The sequence below is a fragment of the Pantoea wallisii genome (assembly GCF_002095485.1).
GTDB classification, from domain to species: Bacteria; Pseudomonadota; Gammaproteobacteria; order Enterobacterales; family Enterobacteriaceae; genus Pantoea; species Pantoea wallisii.
Genome location: NZ_MLFS01000014.1, coordinates 30552 through 53512, shown reverse-complemented (window position 1 = coordinate 53512; position 22961 = coordinate 30552). Strand labels below are relative to the sequence as shown.

22 protein-coding genes and 1 pseudogene are annotated in these 22961 nt (G+C 57.2%); 16 read left to right on the top strand and 7 right to left on the bottom strand.

Going from position 1 to position 22961, the window contains the following annotated elements; genetic code table 11:
• Nucleotides 1-14: 14 nt before the first annotated feature.
• On the bottom strand, nucleotides 15-1355 hold the full coding sequence (gene paeA / locus HA48_RS07355; protein WP_128600444.1) for a polyamine export protein PaeA: 1341 nt from the start codon (nucleotides 1353-1355) through the stop codon (nucleotides 15-17).
• 455 nt (nucleotides 1356-1810) lie between these two features.
• Between paeA and tamA the strand changes: the two are divergent.
• The 3 genes and pseudogenes from tamA (at nucleotide 1811) to HA48_RS07340 (ending at nucleotide 7671) form a co-directional block, all read left to right on the top strand.
• Nucleotides 1811-3548: pseudogene (gene tamA, locus HA48_RS07350) on the top strand (autotransporter assembly complex protein TamA).
• Complete coding sequence (gene tamB / locus HA48_RS07345) at nucleotides 3545-7315, top strand: autotransporter assembly complex protein TamB (protein ID WP_128600443.1); 3771 nt, start codon at nucleotides 3545-3547, stop codon at nucleotides 7313-7315. The pseudogene tamA and the gene tamB overlap by 4 nt, the downstream one beginning before the upstream one ends.
• Nucleotides 7316-7317: 2 nt before the next feature.
• Complete coding sequence (locus HA48_RS07340; protein ID WP_128600442.1) at nucleotides 7318-7671, top strand: gamma-glutamylcyclotransferase family protein; 354 nt, start codon at nucleotides 7318-7320, stop codon at nucleotides 7669-7671.
• A gap of 178 nt (nucleotides 7672-7849) precedes the next feature.
• Here HA48_RS07340 and ppa read toward each other — a convergent pair whose 3' ends face one another.
• The 3 genes from ppa to HA48_RS07325 form a co-directional block, all read right to left on the bottom strand.
• Nucleotides 7850-8380 carry an inorganic diphosphatase gene (gene ppa / locus HA48_RS07335; RefSeq protein ID WP_021509737.1) on the bottom strand — a complete coding sequence of 177 codons (531 nt, stop codon included), beginning with the start codon at nucleotides 8378-8380 and terminating at the stop codon, nucleotides 7850-7852.
• A gap of 100 nt (nucleotides 8381-8480) precedes the next feature.
• Complete coding sequence (locus tag HA48_RS07330; protein ID WP_128600441.1) at nucleotides 8481-8930, bottom strand: DUF441 domain-containing protein; 450 nt, start codon at nucleotides 8928-8930, stop codon at nucleotides 8481-8483.
• A 70-nt stretch (nucleotides 8931-9000) separates the two neighbouring features.
• Nucleotides 9001-9414, bottom strand: coding sequence for a lysozyme inhibitor LprI family protein (locus HA48_RS07325; RefSeq protein ID WP_128600440.1), 414 nt, complete (start codon nucleotides 9412-9414; stop codon nucleotides 9001-9003).
• 173 nt (nucleotides 9415-9587) lie between these two features.
• Between HA48_RS07325 and HA48_RS07320 the strand changes: the two genes are divergently transcribed.
• Nucleotides 9588-11147 (top strand): methyl-accepting chemotaxis protein, encoded by a 1560-nt coding sequence (locus HA48_RS07320; RefSeq protein ID WP_128600463.1) that lies wholly within the window; start codon nucleotides 9588-9590, stop codon nucleotides 11145-11147.
• A gap of 38 nt (nucleotides 11148-11185) precedes the next feature.
• Here the strand turns inward: HA48_RS07320 and HA48_RS07315 are convergent, their stop codons facing one another.
• Nucleotides 11186-11473: a helix-turn-helix domain-containing protein gene (locus HA48_RS07315; protein ID WP_128600439.1), complete on the bottom strand. Its 288-nt coding sequence runs from the start codon at nucleotides 11471-11473 to the stop codon at nucleotides 11186-11188.
• A gap of 92 nt (nucleotides 11474-11565) precedes the next feature.
• On the opposite strand from HA48_RS07315, the gene HA48_RS07310 reads away from it, so the two are divergent.
• Nucleotides 11566-11880, top strand: coding sequence for a helix-turn-helix domain-containing protein (locus HA48_RS07310; RefSeq protein WP_128600438.1), 315 nt, complete (start codon nucleotides 11566-11568; stop codon nucleotides 11878-11880).
• On the opposite strand, the gene fbp is transcribed toward HA48_RS07310, so the two are convergent.
• On the bottom strand, nucleotides 11871-12878 hold the full coding sequence (fbp, locus tag HA48_RS07305; RefSeq protein ID WP_128600437.1) for a class 1 fructose-bisphosphatase: 1008 nt from the start codon (nucleotides 12876-12878) through the stop codon (nucleotides 11871-11873). The two genes, HA48_RS07310 and fbp, sit on opposite strands and share 10 nt — an antisense overlap.
• Before the next feature lie 168 nt (nucleotides 12879-13046).
• On the opposite strand from fbp, the gene mpl reads away from it, so the two are divergent.
• Nucleotides 13047-14402, top strand: a complete 1356-nt coding sequence (mpl, locus tag HA48_RS07300; protein WP_128600436.1) for a UDP-N-acetylmuramate:L-alanyl-gamma-D-glutamyl-meso-diaminopimelate ligase — start codon at nucleotides 13047-13049, stop codon at nucleotides 14400-14402.
• 63 nt (nucleotides 14403-14465) lie between these two features.
• Here the strand turns inward: mpl and yjgA are convergent, their stop codons facing one another.
• Nucleotides 14466-15008, bottom strand: coding sequence for a ribosome biogenesis factor YjgA (gene yjgA / locus HA48_RS07295; RefSeq protein ID WP_128600435.1), 543 nt, complete (start codon nucleotides 15006-15008; stop codon nucleotides 14466-14468).
• A 115-nt stretch (nucleotides 15009-15123) separates the two neighbouring features.
• Between yjgA and pmbA the strand changes: the two genes are divergently transcribed.
• From pmbA to dagF, 10 genes are all read left to right on the top strand, one after another.
• Nucleotides 15124-16464 carry a metalloprotease PmbA gene (gene pmbA / locus HA48_RS07290; protein WP_128600434.1) on the top strand — a complete coding sequence of 447 codons (1341 nt, stop codon included), beginning with the start codon at nucleotides 15124-15126 and terminating at the stop codon, nucleotides 16462-16464.
• Nucleotides 16465-16535: 71 nt separating this feature from the next.
• Complete coding sequence (cybC, locus tag HA48_RS07285; RefSeq protein ID WP_128600433.1) at nucleotides 16536-16922, top strand: cytochrome b562; 387 nt, start codon at nucleotides 16536-16538, stop codon at nucleotides 16920-16922.
• 263 nt (nucleotides 16923-17185) lie between these two features.
• Nucleotides 17186-17524, top strand: coding sequence for a glycine dehydrogenase (locus HA48_RS07280; RefSeq protein ID WP_128600432.1), 339 nt, complete (start codon nucleotides 17186-17188; stop codon nucleotides 17522-17524).
• A gap of 19 nt (nucleotides 17525-17543) precedes the next feature.
• Nucleotides 17544-17900 carry an SFCGS family glycine-rich protein gene (locus HA48_RS07275; protein WP_010256477.1) on the top strand — a complete coding sequence of 119 codons (357 nt, stop codon included), beginning with the start codon at nucleotides 17544-17546 and terminating at the stop codon, nucleotides 17898-17900.
• A gap of 2 nt (nucleotides 17901-17902) precedes the next feature.
• Nucleotides 17903-18202: a DUF4312 family protein gene (locus HA48_RS07270; RefSeq protein ID WP_128600431.1), complete on the top strand. Its 300-nt coding sequence runs from the start codon at nucleotides 17903-17905 to the stop codon at nucleotides 18200-18202.
• Between the two features lie 49 nt (nucleotides 18203-18251).
• Nucleotides 18252-19028, top strand: coding sequence for a DUF4311 domain-containing protein (locus tag HA48_RS07265; RefSeq protein WP_128600430.1), 777 nt, complete (start codon nucleotides 18252-18254; stop codon nucleotides 19026-19028).
• A 12-nt stretch (nucleotides 19029-19040) separates the two neighbouring features.
• A complete protein-coding gene (locus tag HA48_RS07260) occupies nucleotides 19041-19688 on the top strand; it encodes a DUF4310 family protein (RefSeq protein ID WP_128600429.1) in 648 nt (215 codons plus the stop codon).
• A gap of 279 nt (nucleotides 19689-19967) precedes the next feature.
• Complete coding sequence (locus HA48_RS07255; RefSeq protein WP_128600428.1) at nucleotides 19968-21101, top strand: amidohydrolase/deacetylase family metallohydrolase; 1134 nt, start codon at nucleotides 19968-19970, stop codon at nucleotides 21099-21101.
• Complete coding sequence (locus tag HA48_RS07250) at nucleotides 21085-22206, top strand: DgaE family pyridoxal phosphate-dependent ammonia lyase (protein WP_128600427.1); 1122 nt, start codon at nucleotides 21085-21087, stop codon at nucleotides 22204-22206. The genes HA48_RS07255 and HA48_RS07250 overlap by 17 nt, the downstream gene beginning before the upstream one ends.
• A complete protein-coding gene (gene dagF, locus HA48_RS07245) occupies nucleotides 22203-22940 on the top strand; it encodes a 2-dehydro-3-deoxy-phosphogluconate aldolase (RefSeq protein ID WP_128600426.1) in 738 nt (245 codons plus the stop codon). Before HA48_RS07250 ends, dagF begins: the two co-directional genes overlap by 4 nt.
• Nucleotides 22941-22961: the final 21 nt, after the last annotated feature.

Genomic DNA, 22961 nt, shown 5'->3' with positions numbered 1-22961 from the left:
CGTAACACCATCCACTAAGACGAAAGGTCCTGATCCTCTCCCGCACTCTTCGTGACATTCAGCACCGGCGGACGATCGTCAATGCGCGTCACCAGCAGCTGATCGATACGGTAGCTATCAATATCCACCACCTCAAACTTATAGCCTGAGAACTTCACGAAATCGGTGCGTTTCGGGATCTTACGCAGCATATACATCATAAAGCCGCCGATGGTCTCGTAATTGCCGGACTGCGGGAACTCATCAATATCCAGCACGCGCATCACGTCATCAATCGGCGTACCGCCCTCTACCAGCCATGAGTTCTCATCACGCGCGACAATCTGCTCCTCCTGGCCCTGACCAACCAGATCGCCCATCAGCGTGGTCATGACGTCGTTCAGGGTAATGATGCCGACCACCAGCGCATACTCATTCATGATGACCGCAAAATCTTCGCCCGCGGTTTTGAAACTCTCCAGCGCTTCGGAGAGCGTCAGCGTATCCGGTACGATCAGCGCGGCACGGATCTGCACGCCGCTGTTAAGGGTCATGCTCTGGTTGCCCAGCACGCGCAGCAGCAGCTCTTTGGAGTCAACGTAGCCGACGATGTGGTCAATATCACCGTCGCACACCAGGAATTTGGAGTGCGGATGCCGGGCGATTTTGGTCTTCAGGCTGGTTTCATCTTCATGCAGATCAAACCATACGATGTTTTCGCGTGAGGTCATTGAAGACGGCACGGTGCGCGACTCCAGCTCAAACACGTTCTCAATCAGCTCATGCTCCTGCTTGCGCAGAACGCCCGCAAGGGCCCCGGCCTCTACTACCGCGTAGATGTCGTCAGAGGTGATGTCATCTTTACGCACCATCGGCAGTTTGAAGATGCGGAAAAAGACGTTGGCCAGACCATTAAACAGCCACACCAGCGGACGCATGATCAGCAGGCAGAAACGCATCGGGTTGATGATACGCAGCGCCACCGCTTCGGGCGCAATCATCCCTACGCGCTTTGGCGTTAAATCCGCAAAGAGAATAAACAGGCTGGTAACCACCGTAAACGAGCAGATAAAGCTCAGCTGCTCAGCCAGTTCAGGCGACATAAAGCGGCTGAACAGGCTGCTGAACGCAGGCGAAAATGCGGCGTCGCCGACGATACCGCCGAGAATGGCCACGGCGTTCAGGCCAATCTGCACCACGGTGAAGAACATGCCAGGCTGCTCCTGCATTTTCAGCACGCGCTGCGCATTAATATTGCCTTCGTCAGCCAGCAGTTTGAGTTTGATCTTGCGGGCAGCCGCCAGCGAGATCTCCGAAAGAGAGAAGAATGAACTGATTACAATCAGTAAAAGAATGACAAGTAAGCTATCGAGCATAAAAGGTCCGTTGGGTTAATCACTTGTCATTTTTGGCCTGGGCAGCGCGAAGAGGGCGTACATCCGGTACTCACCAGTCAAACAGGGCTATCCGTGCCAAAAATGTCTGCGCCATATCGACAAGGTCATCATAACGTCGGGGCAGAAATGAACGCAGGCGAGGCCTGCTGGTCGCTGATTATAGCAGCAGCGCTTATCCTGCCGCCAGAGGCGCGATTTCCAGGTTCAGATTAATCTGAGTGAAACCCACCGGTGCGCAGAAGCGCGGCTTCGTTGTTGTATCGTTCAGCGCATTTATCGACAATAGCGGCTGATTTGGCTTAGTCGCCGCTTTTACGCAGCCGCTCGCAAAAAAGAGCGGCTATGCTGATGGGTACACAGGTAGTGGTGATACCCTTTACACCAGAGTTAACGCCCCTGCGGAATAGGGGCAGGCATTATTAACAGGAGTACGCGTGCCGCGATTTCATGCTTATTGTCTGGCCAGCCTGTTGCTTGCTGCGCCTGCCGTTGAGGCAGCTAAAGTGCGCCTGCAGCTGGAAGGTCTGACCGGGGATCTACAGAAAAACGTTCGGGCGCGCTTGTCCACCATCGGCAGTGACGAGGTATCTAACGATGGCCGCTTCCAGGCGCGCGTCGCTGATGCCATCAAAGAGGGTTTGCGCGCGCTCGGCTATTACGAGCCTCAGATCGATTTCGAATCGCGTCCGGCGCCGGCGCAGGGCGGGCGTCCGGTGCTGATTGCCCACGTGCAGGCGGGCGAACCGGTGAAGATAGGCGGCAGCAGCATTGTGATTGAAGGCGCCGCAAAAGACGATCCGGACTACAAAGCCTGGGTTAAGCAGGGCAGGCCGAAAGTGGGCACCCAGCTAAACCACGGCGCTTACGACAAATTTAAAAATGGCTTCTCCAGCCTGGCGCTGCGTAATGGTTACTTTGACGGTGACTTTAAGCAGAGCCAGCTTGGTGTCTCCGTCGAACGGCGTGAAGCTTCTGGGATATCGATTATGACAGCGGCCCACGCTACCGTTTTGGCGATGTCAGTTTTGAGGGATCGCAGATTAACGAAGCCTATCTGCGTAATCTCGTGCCGTTTCAAAAGGGCGATCCCTACAGTTCGCGCGATCTGGCCGAGCTGAACCGCCGCTTATCCGCCACCGGCTGGTTTAACTCGGTGGTGGTGGCACCGGAGTTCGACAAAGGGCGCGCCACTAAAGTGCTGCCACTCAGCGCCGCCGTTTCACCGCGCATTGAGAACACCATTGAAGCGGGTGTCGGCTACTCCACCGATGTAGGTCCGCGCCTGAAAGGCACGTGGAAAAAGCCCTGGATTAACGACAGCGGGCACAGCCTGACCTCCAGCGCCTATATCTCTGCGCCAGAGCAGCAGCTTGATCTCAGCTACAAAGTGCCGCTGCTGAAGAGTCCGCTGGAGCAGTATTACACCTTCTCCGGTGGCCTGAAGCGCACCGATCTCAACGACACCAAATCCGATACCACCACGCTGGGCGTATCGCGCAACTGGGATAGCAGCTCGGGCTGGCAGCGTGCGGTAAACCTCAAATGGAGCCTGGATCACTTTACCCAGGGTAGCGTCACCAACACCACCATGCTGCTCTACCCGGGCGTGAGCCTCAACCGTACCCGTTCGCGCGGCGGCCTGATGCCAACCTGGGGGGATTCGCAGCGCTACTCGGTGGATGTCTCCGATACCACCTGGGGTTCAGACGTTGATTTCCTGATCCTGCAGGCGCAAAACGTCTGGATCCGTACCCTGGCGGATAAGCACCGCTTTATCGCCCGCGGCACGCTGGCTGGATCGAAACCAATGACTTCGAAAAAGTGCCGCCCGATCTGCGCTTCTTCGCCGGGGGCGATCGCAGCATACGCGGCTACAAATACAAAGATATCTCGCCGCGTGACGACGACGGCAAGCTGACCGGCGCCTCGAAAATGGCCACCGGCTCGCTGGAGTATCAGTACAACGTCTCCGGCAAATGGTGGGGCGCAGTCTTTATCGACTCCGGTGAAGCGGTCAACGATATCAAGCAGAGCAACGTTAAAACCGGCGCGGGCATCGGCGTGCGCTGGTCCTCACCGGTAGGGCCGATCAAGTTTGATATTGCGCGCCCGATTGGCGATGACAAGGAGCACGGCGTGCAATTTTATGTAGGACTGGGGCCTGAACTATGAAGCTGTGGAAAAAGGTCCTGATTGGCATTGGTATTTTCCTGCTGCTGCTGTTGGGCAGCATCGCATTTTTGATTGGCACCACGCCTGGCCTGCATCTGGTACTGAAGGGCGCGGATCGCTGGGTGCCGGGCTTGTCCATCAGCAAAGTGGACGGCGGCTGGCGCGATTTGACGCTCAGCGGCGTGAAGTATGAGATGCCCGGCGTCAGCGTGGATGCCGGACGCTTCCATCTGGCGCTTAACCTTAATTGCTTACTGCACTCATCGGTGTGCGTGAACGATATTGCGCTGCAGGATGTCAGCGTGGTGGTCGACAGCAAAAAAATGACGCCATCTGCCGCGCCGCCGCCGGAAGAGGAGAGCGGCAGCACCAACCTCAGCACGCCGTACCCCATTACGCTCAGCAACGTGAGCCTGCATAACATCAATGTAAAAGTGGATGATACGGCTATCTCACTGCTGGATTTCACCAGCGGTCTGACGTGGCAGGAGCGTGCGCTTACCCTCAATCCAACCCATATACAAAGCCTGTTGATCGCGCTGCCGAAAGCTGCCGAGGTGGCCAATGAGCAGGTGGTTCAGCCTAAAGTGCAGCAGCCGCAGCCGGATGAGAAGCCACTGGGCGAAACGCTGCAGGCGATGTTTGCACAGCCGTTGCTGCCCGCGCTGCCGGACTTCCGGCTGCCGCTGGATATCACCGTGCAGGCGCTGCTGGGCGAGCAACTCCGGCTGACCGGTGATACCGATGTTTCGATTACACGCCTGCTGCTGAAGGCGAAAACGGCCGATCGGCATCTGCAGCTGGAGACCTTCGATATCGATTCGCCACAGGGGCAGATCAATGCCAGTGGTGACGCCACGCTTGCCGATAACTGGCCGGTAAACTTTGCCCTCAACGGCACGCTCAATGTGGATCCGATCAAAGGCGAGAAGATCCGCCTGAATCTTGGTGGCGCGATGCGCGAGGAGTTGAAGCTCGGACTGAATCTCTCCGGTCCGGTGCGGGCACAGCTTGATGCTGCCGCACAGCCTGCGGTGGCCGGTTTGCCACTGTCGCTCCGCCTGACCAGCCCACAGTTGCGCTGGCCGCTGACCGGCCCGGTGCAGTATCAGGCTGACGATCTGGATTATCAGTTCAGCGGGAAAGCGACCTATTACGTCATGTCGCTGCGTACCGCTGTTAAAGGCGAAGCGGTACCGCCCGCCACCATTGCGCTGGATGGCAAAGGCAACGTGCAGCAATTTAGCCTTGATAAACTGCGCGTTGCCGCGCTGCAGGGCCATGTCGATCTCACCGCGCTGGTGGACTGGAGCAAGGCCATCAGCTGGCGCAGTGAACTGACGTTAACCGATATCAATACCGCGAAGCAGTATCCTGACTGGCCGGCGAAGCTGGACGGTAAAATCACCACGCGCGGCAGCCTGTACGGCGGTAGCTGGCAGCTCAGCGTGCCGCAGCTGGTGCTGAAAGGTAACGTTAAGCAGAATGCGGTGAGTGCCAATGGCTCGCTGACCGGCAACAGCTACAATCAGTGGAAAATCCCCGGTATCGATATTGCCCTGGGGCGCAACCACCTGGATGTTAAAGGCGAGTTGGGCGACGCGCTCAACCTTGACGCTAATGTGGATGCACCTAATCTCGATAACGCGCTGCCGGGACTTGGCGGTGTGGTAAAAGGCACCGTTAAAGCGCGCGGGACGCTGCAGGCTCCCCAGCTGCTGGCCGATCTCACCGCCAGCGGGCTGCGCTGGCAGCAGCTGCAGATTCGCCGTGTAACACTGCAGAGCGATGTGAAATCCAGCGATCAGGTAGCCGGCAAGCTGAAGCTGCGCGTGGAGCAGCTGCAGCAGGATGCGCTGAAAGTGAACCTGCTGACGCTTAATGCGGACGGCAACGAGAAGCAGCATCAGCTGAAACTTAACGTGCAGGGCGAACCGGTTTCCGGCCAGCTGGCGCTGAGCGGCAGCTTTGATCGCCAGACGCAACGCTGGCAGGGCAATCTCAACAATACGCGCTTTGATACGCCGGTAGGCGAATGGCGCCTTACGCGCGCGATGGCTATTGATTACCTCAATAGCAAACAGACTGCGACCATCGGTCCGCACTGCTGGCAGAACCCGAACGCGCAGCTCTGCGTGCCGGAACCGATCGAAGCCGGGCCGGACGGCCACGCGCACGTGGTGCTGAACCGCTTTGATCTGGCGATGATCAAACCGTTCCTCACCGATGCCACGCAGCTCAGTGGCGTGTTCAGCGGGGATGCGCGCGTTAACTGGACCGCCGACGGCGCGCTGCCCACGGGCACTGTCTCGCTGAAAGGCAACGGCGTTAAAGTGGCGCAGGATGTGCAGGGCAATACGCTGCCAATCGCTTTCGATACGCTTAATCTTAACGCCGCGCTGCGTAACGGCCGCGCCCAGCTCGACTGGCTTATCCATATCGCTAACAACGGCCAGCTGAGCGGCAATGTGCAAATTGCCGATCCGCAAAATCGTCGCCAGCTGTCGGGCACGGTAGGCATTCGCGATATTTCACTGGCGATGCTCAACCCGGCGCTGTCGCAGGGTGAGAAGGTACAGGGCAAACTGAACAGCAATCTGCGCCTCGGCGGTTCGCTGCAGCAGCCGCAGGTGTTTGGTCAGCTGGGCCTGAGTGACGTGAACGCGCAGGCCAGCTTTATGCCGGTCACGCTGACCTCCGCCAATCTCAATCTGGTGTTTAACGGCATGAGCTCGACGCTGAATGGTCTGATTCAGACCCAGCAGGGCAATCTTACCCTCGGCGGTAACGCGGACTGGAGCCAGCTTGATAACTGGCGCGCCCGCGTGACGGCGCAGGGCAGCCGCATTCGCGTCACCGTGCCGCCCATGGTGCGGATGGATGTCTCACCTGACCTGGTGTTCGACGCCACGCCAGCGGCCTTCAATCTGGATGGCAAAGTGGACATTCCGTGGGCGCGCATCACGGTACAGGAAGTGCCGGAGAGCGCGACCGGCGTGTCATCGGATGAGGTCATGCTGGACGAGAACCTGAAGCCGATTCAGCCTAAAACCGCGGCGGTGCCGATCAACAGTAACCTGGTGATCCATGTCGGGAACGATGTGCGCCTCTCGGCCTTTGGCCTCAAAGCGCGTCTGAACGGTGATCTCAAACTGGTGCAGGATAAGACCGGGCTTGGCTTAAACGGCCAAATCAATATCCCTTCTGGCCGCTTCCACGCCTATGGACAGGATTTGATCGTGCGGAAAGGCGAGCTGCAGTTCGCCGGCCCACCGGATCAACCTTATGTTAACCTCGAGGCCATCCGTAACCCGGAAGCGACAGAGGATGATGTCACCGCCGGCTTACGCGTGACCGGGCTGGCGGATGAGCCAAAGGTGGAGGTGTTCTCTGACCCGGCGATGTCGCAACAGGAGGCGCTCTCCTATCTGTTACGCGGCCAGGGACTCAGCAGCGATGGCGACAGTAACGCATTAACTTCAGCGCTTGTGGGCCTGGGGGTTGCACAAAGTGGGCAGGTTATGGGTAAAATCGGCGAGACGTTTGGCGTCAGTAACCTTGCGCTTGATACCACCGGTGTCGGCGACAGCCAGCAGGTACAGGTGAGTGGTTATGTGCTGCCGGGTCTGCAGGTAAAATACGGTGTTGGCATATTTGATTCACTGGCGACCTTAACCTTGCGTTATCGCCTGATGCCCAAACTCTATTTGGAAGCCGTGTCGGGTCTCGATCAGGCACTGGATTTGCTCTATCAGTTTGAGTTTTAGCAATGCGAATAATTGTCTACGGCACTTTACGGCGCAAACAGGGAAATAGTCACTGGATGACCAATGCGCAATGGCTCGGCGACCATCAGATTGAAGGGTTTGATCTCTACAATTTGGGTCACTATCCGGGCGTGGTTGAGGGGAGCGGCACGGTCTATTGCGAGGTCTATCGCATTGATGCCAGTACCCTTGGCGAGCTTGATGCCTTGCGCAGTAAGAACGGCGAGTATAAGCGTCAGCTTATTCAGACGCCGTATGGTAGCGCCTGGCTGTACGTGTATCAGCGCTCGATTGCTGGCCGCACCCGCATCGCGAGCGGCGACTGGCTAACGCGCGATGGCGAAACGGATGCATAAATAAAAACACCGCCCACAAGGCGGTGTTTTTATTTATGCCGTGGGATGCGCATCCGGGAGAGACAGCGGTTTGGCCGGTCTGCTCTGCGCCGCTTTTCTGACAATCCACCCGATTTGGGCAAAAAAAATGGCCGCCCCGGAGGACGGCCACGACATAAGGCGCATGCACCAAAAAAACTTATTTCTTCTGGGCGCGCTCGAAAGAGGAGATGATTTCAGCTTTGGCCGCTTCTGCGTTATCCCAGCCGTCAACCTTCACCCACTTGCCTTTTTCCAGATCTTTGTAGTGCTCAAAGAAGTGGGTGATCTGCGCTTTCAGCAGCTCTGGCAGGTCGTTCACGTCTTTGATGTGATCGTACTCTTTGCTCAGTTTGGTGTGCGGAACGGCAACCAGTTTGGCATCTTCGCCAGACTCGTCGGTCATCTTCAGCACGCCAACCGGACGGCAGCGAATCACTGAACCCGGCTGCAGCGGATACGGGGTCGGTACCAGGACGTCAACCGGGTCACCATCCAGAGACAGCGTATGGTTGATGTAACCGTAGTTGCACGGATAGAACATGGCGGTAGACATGAAACGGTCTACAAACAGGGCGCCAGACTCTTTGTCCACTTCATATTTGATCGGATCGGCATTCGCCGGGATCTCGATGACGACATAGATATCTTCTGGCAGATCTTTACCTGCAGGCACCTGGTTCAAACTCATCTGGCTTTCCTTCATTAGTCGTATGTTGAGTGACGGCTATTATAGCCAACTGACTCTGAAAGTATGCCCCCTTTTTGGCGTTTCGGAATGCTCCATGCCGCTACTTCGCGGTGACAAACAGCGATACAATCCCGGCGGCAATCAGGGGGCCGACCGGCACGCCGCGAAAGAAGGCGACGCCGATAACGGTCCCTATCAGCAATCCCCCAACCACTGACGGCTGCACGCTCATAAAATTCACCCCACGCCCGCCAAGCCACGCCACAAACACGCCCACCACAATAGCCACAATCGATTGCCAGTTAGCGAACGACTTCAGCAGCGACGAAGCCGGCAACGTACCGCTCGCCAGCGGCGCCATGACCGCCACGGTAAGAATAATGATGCCAATCTGAATACCCTGTTTTTCCACGTACGGGAAGAACTGCGCCAGCGGGGTCAGCTTGATAGCCAGCAGGATCAGAATCGAGATGGTAACGGCACTGTTGTGGACGAAATAGCTAAGAACGGCGAGGCAGACAAGAATGAGGGTTGAGGCGTAGGCAGCCATGGTTTCTCCGTTGATAATGAGCGCGCTGACCATTGTCAGCGCTAAGCGTTTTTTTTAACGCCCCCATTTATCAACAATCATCGGGATTGGCGCAACTGCCTTTATTCAGTGATTGCAGCATCAGCGCCTGGTTGCGCACCAGGCTGACGCTCTGTGCGCCAATCGACAGCGCGGCCATGCTGCCCTGCGAGCTAAGGAAGTAACTGCGGCTGGCGGCGTTCCAGCTGTCACGATAAGCCAGCCAGGCGCGCTGAGCGCTGCGTAATTTGTCTTTCGGCTCACCGGTTAATTTTTTCATCACCTGGTTGTACTGGGTGTTCATCTCTTTGTCCCAGGCTTTAGTGGCCGTTCCGTAGCATTGAGACATGCCGGTGGTGCTGGACTCCTTGTCCAGGCACTGCTGGAGCTGCTGATCGAGCGGGTTCTGCTGTGCCAGCGCCATTGAACTGGCAAAAAGGCAGGCTATGGGCAGCCATTTTTTCATCGTTTGATTCCTTCATTTTGATGTGGCGGACTTCAGTCATGCTGAAGCGTAAGCGATAGTCAGCACATTGACCATCAACGAGCGATAAAGTTTCTGCCTGTCACTGCCGATAATCTCTCCGTTTTAGGGCTACTGGATTCTCCCTTTTTTAAAAGCACACGGGAATTATCATGATCAAACAGTTATCGATACGGAATGGGATACGCGCCTTACTCGCTTTTATGACACTACTGCTGCTGCTGGTCAGCGGTATGGGAATTTATGCCATTAATGCTGGCAATCAGTCGCTGGATGCTATCAATCGCATTCAGGGTATTGAGCTCAATAAGCTGTATCAAAGCCGATCGGAGCTCATGCGTGCTCGGGCCAATGCCGCCCTGGCAGTACGCAAAATCGAGATCGGCCTGCTGGATGAGGGCTCGGCGGTGACCAAACAGGCTCAGGCCGCAGTGGACAGTTCGCACCAGTTCCTGCAGGCATTTGTCGAGGCTGGCACCGTAACGGCACAGGGTAAAGTGCTGGCGGATGCCATCGTCGCCACTTACAAGGCGTACGACCAGCAAGGCATTAAACCGATGATCGATGCGCTGCAGAAGCAGTACACCGATGAGTATTATCAGGTGCTGGAGGGCAACCAGTCGAAGCTGGCGGCTGACTATGCGAAAGCGGTTGATGATTTCAGCGCTTATGCCGATCAGGTCTCTGCTGCACGCCTGGCTGCGGCGGCCTATAACGAAGCGCTGATGAAGATTTTGATCGGCGTGGTGATGGCGCTGACGGTGCTGCTGATTGTGCTGTCGTGGCAACTGCTGCGCCGCCTGTTTATTACGCCACTGAACGATGCCATCAAACATCTGGAGCAGATCGCGGCGGGCGATCTGTCGCAGCCGCTGCCGGCGCCGGGTAAAAACGAAATCGGTCGCCTCAATCAGGCGCTTGCCAACATGCAGGCGGCACTGTGCCATTCGGTAAGCCAGGTGCGTGAAGCCAGCCTGCAAATTGACGTGGGCAGCCGTGAACTGGCTGCCGGTACGGTGCATCTGTCCCAGCGCACGGAAGAGTCTGCGGCCTCGCTGGAGCAGACCGCTGCTAGCATGGAGCAGCTCACCGCCACGGTGCGGCTCAACGCCAGCAATGCGCAGCAGGCCAACCAGCTGGCGAGCAGCGTCTCGGATACCGCCGATCGTGGCGCAGAAGTGGTGTGCTATGTGATGGAGAAGATGCGGGAGATCACCCACAGCTCCGATCGCATCGCTGATATCCTGAGCGTGATTGACGGCATCGCTTTCCAGACCAATATCCTGGCGCTGAACGCCTCAGTAGAAGCGGCGCGAGCGGGCGAGCAGGGGCGCGGTTTTGCCGTGGTGGCCAACGAGGTGCGCACGCTGGCCGGACGCAGCGCTACCGCCGCGAAAGAGATTCGCGAGCTGATTAGCGAATCGCAAATGCGGGTGAAAGAGGGCAGCAACATGGCCACGCGCGCCGGTGAAACCATGGATGAGATCTCCAGCGAAGTGATGCGCGTAACGGCGCTGATGAAGGAGATCTCCATCGCTTCCGGGGAGCAGAGCCGCGGTATTGAGCAGGTTAATCAGGCGGTAACGCAAATGGATGAAGCGGCGCAGCAAAACGCCGCGCTGGTGGAGCAGGCAAGTGCCGCCACGCAATCGCTGGAGGCACAGTCACAGCAGCTGCAGGCTTCGATGGCGCAGTTCCGCGTGGCGACAGCGTAAACAGAGGGTACAGGGTGCGCGGTCATGCGCACCCAATCTCAAACGGTAGCGTTTGTGTCATCCGGAAAGGCCAGAATCATCTCGGCCAGCCGATCGTTCTCTGCCAGAAAATAGGCGGCAGGAACGTCCAGCGCCTTTGCCAGCAGTTGCAGCGTCAGCAGATCGGGTTTATGTACGCCCAGCTCGTAACGGTTAATACGCGCGCTGGCCGAAAACTCCTCAATTCCCGCCGCAATCCCCAACCCTTTCTGCGAAAAATGCTTCGCCAGCCGCGCCTGTTTCAGGCGCCGGCAGAAGGTTTCTTGCAGGGAGGAGGTCGGTTTCATGACTACGAGAATCGTAGATTTACCGCTTGTCAGATACTACGAGTAACGTAGTATCGTTACTGGAAAGGATAAGCGGACAAAGGAGAGTTTGCGTGGATAATGTAAAACAAGACTGGCATCCTGCCGATATTATCGCCGCACTGCGTAAAAAAGGGACCTCAATGGCGGCCGTGTCGCGTCAGTCAGGATTATGCTCCACCACACTGGCCAATGCGCTGGCGCGACCCTGGCCCAAAGGCGAATGGCTGATTGCCGAAGCCATCGGTATTACGCCACAGGAGATCTGGCCGAGCCGCTACTATGCGGAGGATGGCGCGCTGATCGATCGTCAGGCCAGAATCAGAAATAAGGCAACAAAAAGCCGCACTGAGGCGGGCTGGCGATCGGGGCTGGTTCGTTATGCCTGATGATCGTCCGGATACTCACGGATAAAGCGTTCAACATCATCAACCATGCCATCGTTGCCGCAGAAGAACGGGCAGCGCTGATGCAGGGTTTCCGGTTGAATATCAAGAATCCGGTTTTTACCGTCGCTGGCTTTGCCGCCGGCCTGTTCAGCCAGGAACGCCATCGGGTTGCACTCATACAGCAGGCGCAGCTTACCTTTCGGGTGGCTGGCGGTGCTTGGATAGAGGTAGATGCCGCCTTTCAGCAGGTTACGGTGGAAGTCGGCCACCAGCGAACCGATATAGCGCGAAGTATAAGGGCGGCGGGTTGAGGCATCCTCTTCCTGGCAGAACTTCAGGTATTTCTTCACACCCTGCGGGAAGCGGATGTAGTTACCTTCGTTAATTGAGTAGGTATACCCTTTCTCCGGGAAGGTCATGCGCTCGTGGCTCAGGCAGAATACGCCGAGCGACGGATCGTAAGTGAAGGCGTGTACGCCTACGCCGGTGGTATACACCATCATGGTCGATGAGCCATATACCACATAACCGGCCGCGACCTGCTTATGGCCCGGCTGCATGAAGTCCGCTTCGGTGATTGGCGTGCCTGGCTCACTGATACGGTGGTAAATAGAGAAGATTGTTCCCACGGAAACGTTAACGTCGATGTTCGACGAACCGTCCAGCGGATCCATCAAGACAACGTACTTACCGTTCTCCGATCCCTCAAAGATTACAAATTCATCTTCTTCTTCCGAAGCAATCCCGGCGACGACACCGCGTGCCTTAAGAGCGGCTTTCAGCTTTTCGTTAGCGAACAGGTCCAGCTTCATCTGCTGCTCACCCTGCACGTTTTCCACGCCGCTGGCACCCAGAATGTCCACCAGACCCGCTTTATTGATATCGCGGTGGATAATTTTAGCGCCCAGCTTGATGGAAGAAATCAGCGCCGTCAGTTCACCTGTGGCGTGAGGAAAGTCGTGTTGCTTCTCGACGATGAATTCGCCTAACGTTTTCATAACACATTCCCTGAATCTACGATGGAGTGGCAGCAGCTGTAACAAGCTACCAACGTATGCGTACGCAGTTTAGCCGATTGAACTTTAAAAACCATAGTCCTAATCCGTTTCTTCCCTCCTGACTCGGCGTTACACTGTGCGCCGAACTTTTGAGTAATGGATCTCGTTATGCGCATTCACATCCTTGGGATTTGTGGCACTTTCATGGGCGGCCTGGCGATGCTGGCACGCTCGCTGGGGCACGAAGTGACCGGCTCAGATGCCAATGTCTACCCGCCAATGAGTACTTTGCTGGAACAGCAAGGTATTGAATTAACAGAAGGTTACGACGCAAGCCAGCTTGAGCCGCAGCCGGACCTGGTGATCATCGGCAACGCCATGACGCGCGGCAACCCGTGCGTGGAAGCGGTGCTGGAACGGAACATTCCCTATCTTTCCGGGCCGCAGTGGCTGCACGATTTCGTGCTGCGCGACCGCTGGGTGCTGGCAGTGGCAGGAACCCACGGCAAAACCACCACAGCCGGCATGGCAGCGTGGATTCTGGAGGCTTGCGGCCTCGAACCGGGCTTCATTATTGGTGGTGTGCCAGGAAACTTTGCGGTATCGGCAAAATTAGGAAAAAGTCCATTCTTCGTGATTGAAGCGGATGAGTACGACTGCGCGTTCTTCGATAAGCGCTCCAAGTTTGTGCACTACTGCCCGCGCACGCTGATCCTCAACAACCTTGAGTTCGATCATGCAGACATCTTTGACGATCTGCGCGCGATCCAGAAGCAGTTCCACCACTTGATCCGCATCGTACCCGGTCAGGGCAAGATCCTGCTGCCTGAACACGATCATAACCTGAAGCAGGTGATGGCGATGGGCTGCTGGAGCGAGCAGGAGACGGTCGGGGATAACGGTCACTGGCAGGCGAAAAAGCTGACGCCGGACGCCTCGCACTGGGAGATCTGGCTCGACGGCGAAAAAGCGGGTGAGGTGAAGTGGGCGCTGGTTGGCGAGCACAACATGCACAACGGCCTGATGGCCATTGCGGCGGCGCGTCACGTTGGCGTGAAGCCGGCGGATGCTGGCGAAGCGCTGAGCAGCTTTATCAATGCGCGTCGTCGTCTTGAGCTGCGTGGCGAGGTCAACCGCATCAAAGTTTATGACGATTTTGCTCACCACCCGACGGCTATTCACGCCACGCTGGCAGCGCTGCGCAGCAAAGTGGGCGGCACCGCGCGTATTCTGGCGGTACTGGAGCCGCGCTCCAACACCATGAAAATGGGCGTCAGCAAAAACGATCTGGCACCGTCGCTTGGCCGGGCTGATGAGGTGTTCCTGTTCCAGCCGCACCACATTCCGTGGCAGGTCTCCGATGTTGCCGAAGCCTGTATTCAGCCGGCGCACTGCAGCGCGGATATCGATACGCTGGTAGAGATGGTGGCAAAAGCCGCTCAGCCAGGCGATTCGATTCTGGTGATGAGTAACGGTGGGTTTGGTGGTATTCACCAGAAACTGCTGGATCGGTTAGGGCGTTAACGCAGGCGCGTGCTCGCTGCACCTCCCAACTTCCCCCGCAAGCGGGGGACAGCGGGCACGATCTCAGGCTTCAGCCAGCTCGCGCAGATACTGGAAAATCACGCGCGCGGATTTTGGCGGCTTATTGGTCGCTTTCTCTTTCTGCGCATTGCGGATCATGCTACGCAGCTGCTGACGATCGGCGTGCGGATAAAGATTAATCACATCCTCAATCGCCTCATCGCCTTTATCAATCAAACGATCGCGTAATTGCTCCAGCTTGTGGAACAGGGCAACCTGCTGGTTATGGCGGTTTTTCAGCTTATCCAGCGCCTGACGAATTGGATCTTCATCGCGCTGACGCAGCATTTTACCAATCAGCTGCAGCTGACGGCGGCGGCCCTCTTTCTTAATGCGCTGCGCCAGTTCAATGGCGGCACGCAGATCTTCATCGAGCGGAATCTTGTCCAGAGAGTTTTTCCCCAGATCCACCAGCTCGGCACCGAGGCGTTTCAGCTCTTCAGCATCACGCTTAATTTCACTTTTACTGACCCAGATAATCTCTTCATCTTCTTCTTCGTGATTATCCGGCACATCGTCGAGCCAGTCTTCAGGCTGCTTCGTCATCTCTTGGCTCCCTAAAAAAAGAGGCTAATCCTACCAGTTTATCGGGCGACTGCGAAATTGTTCTCTGAGTCTGATAGACTCACTAAATTCATACTTAAGATTAGACGGCAGGTCGATGAACGTATCTACTCAGGTTGCAGAACAACGTAAAGTGTTAGAACAGGCTGTCGCGCAGGCACTGGAACTGGCAAAAGCCAGCACCGATGGAGCAGAGGTGGCGGTCACCAAAACCACCGGCATTGGTGTCAGTACCCGCTACGGCGAAGTGGAAAACGTCGAATTCAACAGCGATGGTGCGCTCGGCATCACCGTCTATCATCAAAACCGCAAAGGCAGCGCCTCGTCGACCGATCTCAGCCCGGATGCCATCAAACGCACCGTGCAGGCGGCGATCGATATTGCCCGCTATACCTCGCCCGATCCCTATGCCGCGCCTGCCGATCGCGAGCTGCTGGCCTTTGACGCGCCGGATCTCGATCTCTATCACCCATGGGAGATCGACGCCGATCGCGCCATCGAACTGGCCGCGCAAGCCGAGCAGGCTTCGCTGCAGGCGGACAAGCGCATTACCAACACCGAAGGTGGCAGCTTCAACAGCCACGTGGGCATTAAAGTGTTTGGTAACAGCCACGGCATGCTGCAGAGCTACTGCTCCAGCCGGCATTCGCTCTCCAGCTGCGTGATTGCCGAGCAGGATGGCAACATGGAGCGCGATTACGCCTATACCATCGGCCGCTCAATCGATGAGCTGCAAAGCGCCGACTGGGTGGGTGCCGAGTGTGCACGTCGCGTTCTGGCGCGCCTGGCCCCGCGCAAGCTGCCCACCATGAAAGCGCCGGTGCTGTTTGCACCGGAAGTCGCCACCGGCCTGTTTGGCCACCTGGTGGGCATGATTGCCGGCAGCAGCGTCTATCGCAAATCCACCTTCCTGCTGGATGCGCTCGGCACTCAGATCTTCCCGTCATGGCTGACCATTGAAGAGAAGCCGCACCTGCTGAAAGGGCTGGCCTCGACGCCGTTCGACAGCGAAGGCGTACGCACCGAAGCGCGTGAGATCATCAAAGATGGCGTACTGCAAAACTGGCTGCTGACCAGCTATTCGGCGCGCAAGCTGGGTCTGCAAAGCACCGGTCATGCCGGTGGCATTCATAACTGGCGCATCGCGGGCCAGGGCCACAGCTTTGACGACCTGGTGAAACAGATGGGGCGTGGATTGATCGTAACGGAGCTGATGGGTTCCAGCGTCAGCGCCATGACCGGTGACTACTCGCGTGGTGCCGCCGGTTTCTGGGTGGAAAACGGCGAAATTCAATATCCTGTGAGCGAGATCACAATTGCCGGTAACCTTAAAGATATGTGGCTCAATATGGTAACGGTTGGTAACGACATTGAAACGCGCAGCAATATACAATGCGGTTCGGTGCTGCTGCCGGAGATGAAAATCGCCGGACAATAAAAGACATCGCTTCCTGAAAGCAGCCCACAAGGCTGCTTTTTTTATGCCCACAATAATTATAGGAAAACTCAATGCGTAAGCATCTGATTGCAATGTTGTCTCTGTCGTTGTTGTTCTCCTCGGCCAGCGTATTTGCTGCTGACCTGGAACAGGATATGGATACCCTTAAGGATGGTCTGAGCGTGGTGAAGAAAACGTCCGACGCGCAGGAGATGCAAACTGCCCTCGGCAAAATGCGCGCCGCAGCGGAAGATGCCAAAAAATCGACGCCGGAAAAACTGGAAGGTAAAGCGGCTGATAGCGCGGAGATCAAAGATTACCACGCCGGTCTGAATTCGCTGATTGCGCAGATTGAGGTTGTCGACCAGCTGGCGAAGGCCAACAAACTGGACGCAGCGAAATCGGAAGCGAAGAAGCTGGAAGATATCCGTAATACCAACCATAAGAAATTCCGCTGATAGTCAGGGCCAGCGACAGTGCTGGCCTTGTTTCCCCCGCGCCCGCCGCACACTTCGCCGCCTGATAAGCCTTATCGCCCTCATAACCTGCATTTTGTGATTGGTTTCGCATACTTCGTGCATGCTGCGATCTGGCGCACACTCACCCGCACGATTTCCACTTCGAGGTGGAAAAGATGCGTCTCCACACCCGCCAGCGGAAAGCGTAATTTCTTTTCAACGCGAATTATCTGTATTTGTCCGCTGTAAACAGGAGTACCAGGGTGAGGAGTGATGCTGTCCCGCTGAAACCAAGCACGCCGGAAGCGATTCAGGCGCTGGCGGATAACGTAATGAACCAGATCGCGGCCATCTATGCCGCACACCATATCGAAGCCAATGCGGTGCAGCAGCAGATGCTGGCCTCGCATGTCCGGGCCATGGCGGCACGCTCCCTGACCGGAGAAGCACTGCCGGATGTGGAGGCTGAGCTGTTTGACGATATCCCGCCAGAGACCATGGCGCTGGCACGACAGGTGGTGGATCTGTTTGGCAACCTGCCCATCGAAGAGGCCTGGCTGCTGTCAGTGCATATCGAAGTGGCGAAATCGAACGAAGCATGAATTGAGAGAGGAAACGAGCATGGTAACAGTAGTGATTGGCGATCGCCTGGGTAAAGGGCAGAAAGTGGCTGCGGGTATTGAGAAAGCGGGCGGCCGTGCGGTAGTGGTGCCGGGCGTTGCCGCAGATATGAAGCTGGGCGACGTGATGAAAGCGGAGAACGCTGACTTCGGGATCTCGTTCTGCGGCAGCGGCGGGGCAGGTGCTATCACCGCACAGAACAAGTATGGCTACAAAGCCAAACACGGTATGCGCTCGGTTGATGAGGGCGTAACGGCCATCAATGAAGGTGCCACCGTGCTGGGCTTTGGCTTTATGGATAAAGAGGAGCTGGGCGAGCGTCTGGTGCAGGCCTGGAATAAGAAGCACGGCAGCTAAGCATGAAACAGCAATATGAGACGCAGGTAACGGTGCAGGGCAAAGGCGACAGCAAAGCAAAAGCCTTCGCCGATGCGCTCAGTAAGGTGCAGCAGCAGGTGCTGCGCACCAGCCAGAAAATTCTGCTGCGCATTGAACCGCTGGATGTGCGGGTGCTGCGCGCACAGGAGAGCGTACGAAAGGAGAAGTTTCTGTTCTTCTTTCTCGCGCGTGAACGACGGAACTACAGCGTTGAGCTGGAGATTACCGTCAGCGTCACCGTCATTGACACAGAGAGCGTCGAATTTACGGCGACACCATAAAGTAGCCCGGCTAGCCGGTTAATAAGACGATAACAAAAGGTACAACAATATGTTTTTAATCATTTTGTTTAAGTCGTTAATCATCGGTGGATTAGTTGGCGTGGGTGTCGGAGCGGGCGCGGCGCGCATGTTCCATGCCCCGACCACGCAGGGCATGGGCGCGTTCCGTACGCTGGGCGAACTCAACTCCTGCGAGGGCGATCCCGCTTCGCACTTCTCCTTTGGTCTCGGCTTCTTCTTTAACGCCTGGGCATCTTCCGTCGCTGCGGGCTCCTTCACGCAGGACGTCGACCACCGCATTCTGCCTAACTGGGGCGCCGCGGCACTGATGGTGAAAAACCGCAATGTCGCAGAGACCTTACACAACCCGAAGCGCATGGCGATTGCCTGCGGCATCATCGGCATGATTGTGGTGGCGTTCCTGAACAGCACCGCATCCGCCGTGCCTGCTGCTTTGCAGGTCACGGCGGTGAAAGTGCTGGTGCCGGCAGCCAACCTGCTGGTGAACACCGTTATGCCGGTGATCTTCTGGCTGGCCGCGATTGACGCCGGTAAAAAATCGGGCTTCTGGGCCACCATCTTCGGCGGTCTGGCCCAGCTGATCATGGGCAACGCAGTGCCGGGCCTGGTGCTGGGGATCCTGATCGGTAAAGGCGTAGAGGAGAGCGGCTGGAACAGAGTCACCAAAGTGATGATGTTCGCCATTGTGCTGCTGTTTGTGCTGAGCGGCTTCTTCCGCGGCTTTGACATGAAACTGCTGCAATCCTTCCAGCTTGGCATTCCTGGCTGGCTCGACATGATTCACAACAGCCTGAGCGGCAAATAAGGAGCCTTGCGCATGAACGAGAACGAAAACAAGGGGTTCTGGTACGCCGACTGGTCCTTCCCGATTTTTGTCGGCCTGCTCTCTTCGGGCGTGTTCGCCGGTACGCACATGTACTACCTGTATGGCATCGGTGCGTTTAACGAAGTGGCGTTTGTTTCGATGCTGCGTTCCGGCATGGAAACTGGCGTGTATGGCGCGGTAGCGGCCTTTGGTGCCAGCTTCCTGTTTGCCCGCATCATTGAGGGATCGCTGGTAGGGATTCTTGATATCGGCGGCGCGATTCAGACCGGCGTCGGCCTGGGCGTGCCGGCGCTGCTGCTGGGTGCCGGCATTGTCTTCCCGGTGGCAAACTTTGCCGCCTCACTGGCGACGGGCCTGGTGATTGGCGTGGCCATTGGCTACGTGATTATTCTGGCGCGTAAGTTCACCATCAATCAGAGCGACTCCACCTACGGTGCTGACGTGATGATGGGCGCCGGTAACGCCTCTGGCCGCTTCCTCGGGCCGTTGATTATCCTCTCTGCGATGGCAGCGTCGATTCCGATCGGGCTCGGCTCGCTGCTCGGTGCGCTGCTGTTTTATCTCTGGAATAAGCCGATCACCGGCGGTGCCATCCTCGGCGCCATGGTGCTGGGCGCGATGTTCCCGATTTCGCTGTAACAGAGCGGTCGCCATTAATGGCGACCCTACAACGGCATGGTGTGTTTTGTCGGGTGCGTATCAATGGCGGTACAACAACAGCGCCATGCGTTTTGTAGGGTGCGCATTTATGCGCACCTGGCAACGGCACCATGTGTTTTGTCGGATACGTATTCATGGCGATCCAACAACAGCGCCATGTGTTTTGTAGGGGGCGCATTTATGCGCACCTGGCAACGGCACGATATGTTCTGTCGGGTGCGCATTATACGCACTCAACAAACGCAGTAAGGAGTAAGCATGTTTGACCTGATTCTGCGCCGCGCGCGTCTGTGCGATGAACAGCGGGTGGATATCGCCATCCGTGACGGCAAAATTGCCGCCGTCGGTGAGGTGAACGGCCCGGCACAGCAGGAGCGCGATCTGGGCGGACGCTTTTACGTCAGCGCCGGCTGGATTGACAGCCACGTGCACTGCTATCCCAAATCACCCATTTACCACGACGAAGCCGATGCGATTGGCGTGGCACAGGGCGTCACCACGGTGGTGGATGCGGGCAGCACCGGTGCCGATCATATCGACGACTTTTATCAACTCACCCGCCCGGCGACCACCAACGTGCGTGCGCTTATTAACATCTCGCGCACCGGCATCGTCACGCAGAACGAGCTGGCCGACATGGCGCAGATCGACGGCGAGGCGGTGGTGCAGGCGGTTAAACGTCGGCCTGACTTTATCGTCGGCCTGAAGGCGCGCATGAGCAGCAGCGTCGTGGGGAATAACGGTATTCAGCCGCTGGTCCGCGCGAAAGCTATTCAGCAGGCTGCCGGTAATCTGCCGCTGATGGTGCACATTGGCAACAATCCGCCGGTGCTGGAGGAGATTGCCGATCTGCTGACCTCCGGCGACATCATCACCCACTGCTTTAACGGCAAGCCGAACCGTATCCTTTCACCGCAGGGTGAGCTCAAAGCGGCGGTGAAAAACGCTATCGCGCGCGGCGTCAAGCTGGATATCGGCCACGGTAGCGCCAGTTTTAGTTTTGAAGTCGCACGTCAGGCGATTGCGCAGGGCATTCTGCCCGAAACCATCAGCTCTGATATCTACTGCCGTAATCGCCTCAATGGCCCGGTGCACAGCCTGGCGCACGTGATGTCGAAATTTTTCAGCATCGGCATGACGCTGCCGCAGGTGATCGACTGCGTGACTCACAAGGCTGCGGCTGGCCTGCGCCTGACAGGCAAAGGGCGTCTGAGCGAAGGCTACGACGCTGACCTGACTATTTTTACCGTCAAAGAGGAAGCCCGCCCGTTCGTCGATGCTGAAGGCGAACAGGTGACGGGTGAGCAACATGTGCTGCCGCTGGCCGTGGTTATCGCGGGTCAGTGGCATCTGACCGATGAAGGGAAAGCCAATCATGTCTTCGATTTATGAAAAATATGACCTGAAACAGGTCATCAACGCCTCCGGTCGCATGACCATTCTGGGCGTCTCTACGCCGTCAGCCGATGTGGTGGATACCGTCAGCTACGGCCTGAATCACTACTTTGAAATGAAAGATCTGGTCAATAAAACCGGCGCTTACATTGCAAAGTTGCTGGAGGTGGAGAGTGCGGTGGTGGTCTCCTGCGCCTCAGCAGGCATCGCGCAGAGCGTGGCGGCGGTGATCGTTAAAGACAACGACTGGCTGCTGGAGAACCTGCACGCTGCGCCGCTGGCCGTACCGCACGATATCGTGGTGCCTAAAGGCCACAACGTAAACTTTGGTGCACCGGTCGGCACCATGGTGGCGCTGGGCGGCGGACGCCTGGTGGAAGCGGGTTACAGCAACGAATGCTCGCCCGAGCAGTTGGCTGCGGCGATTACGCCCACCACGGCAGCGCTGATGTACATCAAATCGCACCACTGCGTGCAGAAAAGCCATCTCAGCGTCGAGCAGGCAGCCGTGGTAGCGCGTAAACACGGGCTGCCGCTGATTGTCGATGCGGCAGCGGAAGAGGATCTGCAGTGCTACTACCAGATGGGCGCAGACCTGGTGATCTACAGCGGGGCCAAAGCCATTGAAGGGCCTACAAGCGGGCTGGTTATCGGGCGCACGCAATATGTTGAGTGGGTGAAACGCCAGAGCAACGGCATTGGCCGTGCCATGAAAGTGGGTAAAGAGGGCATTCTGGGCCTGACGCAGGCGATTGAAAACTACCTGATCATCGCCAAAACCACCGGCGCGGAGATGGTGGCTAACATGACGCCCTTTATCGACAACCTGAACACGCTTAACGGCGTAACGGCGCGCGTGGTGTGGGATGCCGCAGGCCGGGATATCGCCCGTGCTGAGATTAAGTTTGACGAAGCGGTCACCGGCTGGCCGACGGGCGAGCTGGTGCAGGCGCTGAAAACTGGTGCTATCGCGATCTACTTCCGCGGCTACAAAGCCAATGAAGGCATTATCGAAGCCGATGTGCGCAGCGTCAGCGCCGATCAGCTGCATATCATCTTTAGCCGTATCCAGGCGTTAATCAGCGGAGGAGAACGCGCATGAGTCTGAACCCAAACTTTTATCAGGATCGTCTGTGCCTTAACGTGCTGGCCGGTTCGAAGCAGAACGCGCAGGCGATCTGGCAGGCAGCGGAGGGACACGTGCTGGTGGGCGTGCTGTCAAAAAACTACGCCAGCAATGAGGCGGCGATTGCCGATATGCGCGAGTACGCGGCGCTGATTGATAACGCGCTGTCAGTCGGGCTGGGCGCAGGCGATCCCAATCAGTCGGCAATGGTGAGTGAAATCGCCGCCGTGCTGCAGCCGCAGCACGTTAATCAGGTCTTTACCGGCGTGGCCACCAGCCGCGCGCTGCTCGGCCAGCCGCATACGGTGGTCAACGGTCTGGTGTCGCCAACCGGCACGCCGGGAAAAGTGAAAATCTCCACCGGCCCGCGCAGCGCCCAGGCTGATGACGCGATTGTGCCGATCGATACCGCCATCGCCATGCTGCAGGACATGGGCGGCAGTTCGGTGAAATATTTCCCCATGGGCGGCCTGAAAGCGGTGGACGAGTACCGTGCGGTGGCGGAAGCCTGCGCGCGCCGTGACTTCTGGCTGGAGCCAACCGGCGGTATTGACCTCGCTAATTTCGAGGAGATCGTGCGTATCGCGCTGGATGCGGGCGTCAGTAAAATCATTCCGCACGTGTACAGCTCGATCATCGACAGCGCCAGCGGTGATACGCGCATTGACGACGTGCGTCAGCTTCTGGCAACGTGCAAGAAACTGCTGTAACAAATGAGTAACAGGTGAGGC

Excerpts from the sequence above, each read along its gene's own strand:
- HA48_RS07325 (WP_128600440.1), bottom strand. The coding sequence starts at position 9,414 with ATGAAAAAATGGCTGCCCATAGCCTGCCTTTTTGCCAGTTCAATGGCG.
- cybC (WP_128600433.1), top strand. The coding sequence starts at position 16,536 with ATGCGTAAGCATCTGATTGCAATGTTGTCTCTGTCGTTGTTGTTCTCC.
- dagF (WP_128600426.1), top strand. The coding sequence starts at position 22,203 with ATGAGTCTGAACCCAAACTTTTATCAGGATCGTCTGTGCCTTAACGTG.
- HA48_RS07315 (WP_128600439.1), bottom strand. The coding sequence starts at position 11,473 with ATGAAACCGACCTCCTCCCTGCAAGAAACCTTCTGCCGGCGCCTGAAA.
- pmbA (WP_128600434.1), top strand. The coding sequence starts at position 15,124 with ATGAACGTATCTACTCAGGTTGCAGAACAACGTAAAGTGTTAGAACAG.
- tamB (WP_128600443.1), top strand. The coding sequence starts at position 3,545 with ATGAAGCTGTGGAAAAAGGTCCTGATTGGCATTGGTATTTTCCTGCTG.
- HA48_RS07340 (WP_128600442.1), top strand. The coding sequence starts at position 7,318 with ATGCGAATAATTGTCTACGGCACTTTACGGCGCAAACAGGGAAATAGT.
- paeA (WP_128600444.1), bottom strand. The coding sequence starts at position 1,355 with ATGCTCGATAGCTTACTTGTCATTCTTTTACTGATTGTAATCAGTTCA.
- mpl (WP_128600436.1), top strand. The coding sequence starts at position 13,047 with ATGCGCATTCACATCCTTGGGATTTGTGGCACTTTCATGGGCGGCCTG.
- HA48_RS07270 (WP_128600431.1), top strand. The coding sequence starts at position 17,903 with ATGAAACAGCAATATGAGACGCAGGTAACGGTGCAGGGCAAAGGCGAC.
- HA48_RS07260 (WP_128600429.1), top strand. The coding sequence starts at position 19,041 with ATGAACGAGAACGAAAACAAGGGGTTCTGGTACGCCGACTGGTCCTTC.
- HA48_RS07255 (WP_128600428.1), top strand. The coding sequence starts at position 19,968 with ATGTTTGACCTGATTCTGCGCCGCGCGCGTCTGTGCGATGAACAGCGG.
- HA48_RS07275 (WP_010256477.1), top strand. The coding sequence starts at position 17,544 with ATGGTAACAGTAGTGATTGGCGATCGCCTGGGTAAAGGGCAGAAAGTG.
- HA48_RS07250 (WP_128600427.1), top strand. The coding sequence starts at position 21,085 with ATGTCTTCGATTTATGAAAAATATGACCTGAAACAGGTCATCAACGCC.
- fbp (WP_128600437.1), bottom strand. The coding sequence starts at position 12,878 with ATGAAAACGTTAGGCGAATTCATCGTCGAGAAGCAACACGACTTTCCT.
- HA48_RS07265 (WP_128600430.1), top strand. The coding sequence starts at position 18,252 with ATGTTTTTAATCATTTTGTTTAAGTCGTTAATCATCGGTGGATTAGTT.
- ppa (WP_021509737.1), bottom strand. The coding sequence starts at position 8,380 with ATGAGTTTGAACCAGGTGCCTGCAGGTAAAGATCTGCCAGAAGATATC.
- yjgA (WP_128600435.1), bottom strand. The coding sequence starts at position 15,008 with ATGACGAAGCAGCCTGAAGACTGGCTCGACGATGTGCCGGATAATCAC.
- HA48_RS07330 (WP_128600441.1), bottom strand. The coding sequence starts at position 8,930 with ATGGCTGCCTACGCCTCAACCCTCATTCTTGTCTGCCTCGCCGTTCTT.